Here is a 1,392-nt window from a genome sequence, read left to right on the forward strand (position 1 = left end):
AGCTATCATCCTAGTCATCATTTTTCGAGAATCTACCTCGGGAAATAGTTCTTCCACAATGGTAAGAATAGCAATAAGTAATGCGATGAGCCTTTGATGTAATCTTACTTCAAGACATTCTGCCTTAGTGTTTTCAAAGAGTTTTCCTAAAGTTTGATAACTTTCTATTCGCTTTTTTATGGATAGAAAAATATATTGAACCATTACAATAGTAGTATCTGCTACTTGTACATCAAAATCAGTACTTTGGCTTTTGCCTAAATTTAACAACTGTTTTGTTTCCTTAAAAAACACCTCGATAGACCAACGTAACTGATAGATTTCTACTGTTTTGGTGAAATTAGCTGACAGGTCTGTACTTAATAACACTTTCCATTTACCGTGTTTTCCTTTTCTAGTAAAGTACAATACCACAGGCATTCCGTTCCATTCTACAACGGTTCTAATATAATAGAGATTAAATTTCTTGTTTCTTTTAGTCTGTTTTCTATTGTATACTCTTATTTCTTTGTAAGTCATTTTTTTTGCTCTAAAGACAAAATTTGTCTTTATTTTAGAAAACATTCCTACATATTTTAAACCATTATCGATCGTTGTTTTCACCATTTCCCAGCAGGTAAACCAACTGTCTGTTAGCACATAATCTGCTATAACACCTTTTTTCACAGCCCTTTTTATCATCTTAACAGAAGCGGCTATTTTACTACTGTTCAACTCTTTTCTTCTTTGAAAACCAGCACTTTGTTTACAAACCTTCTTTTTATATTGTTCTCTATAGTGTTTTGGTTTTAAACCATATAGATTTTTACTGTTATTTCCTTTTTCCCGATGGAATGAAAAATCAATAGGAATAAACAAAACGCCATCATAATACCCCATTACCAAAAGCTGATAGCCTAAAATACTGCGACCAATAACATGATTCCAAACCCTGGATACACCTTCTATTTTATGCCCTGTTTTAGCGATAGGGGTATCATCAAAAATAAGAGCCCTCACTGTGTTTTCAGAATCACTTTGAGAAACCTTTAGTAGCATTTGCTTGACCACACCAAAAAGGAAATTACGCCAATTAATCTTTGGATTCTTTTTTAAACGATAGTAAGCATCTTTTCCATAATTTGCAAAACAATGCCATTTGCTACCTATAAAGCGATGCACATTCTGGGTATCTATAAATGGAAAACAGATTAAAATATTTAAAAGCGATAAACTAGAAATGCCTTTTTGTTTTACCGATTGGAAAATAGCATGTAATTTTCCTAATTTTAATATCGACACATAGTTGGTGAAAAATTCTGACTTTTTATGGGTATCACAAAAAGTAGCACTAAGTTCTGATAAATTTTTAATATCTTTGGTATGTAGCATTTTTAGCGTATTGGAATTACA

1 protein-coding gene is annotated in these 1,392 nt (G+C 32.0%); it reads right to left on the bottom strand.

All coding sequences use genetic code 11. The annotated features are described in order from the left end of the window. Nucleotides 1–1,371, bottom strand: a 1,371-nt coding sequence (locus ES044_RS18220) for a transposase (RefSeq protein ID WP_147120777.1), incomplete at its 3' end; no start/stop codon positions are given. Nucleotides 1,372–1,392: the final 21 nt, after the last annotated feature.

This window comes from Polaribacter sp. IC066 (genome assembly GCF_007997085.1).
Taxonomy (GTDB): domain Bacteria; phylum Bacteroidota; class Bacteroidia; order Flavobacteriales; family Flavobacteriaceae; genus Polaribacter.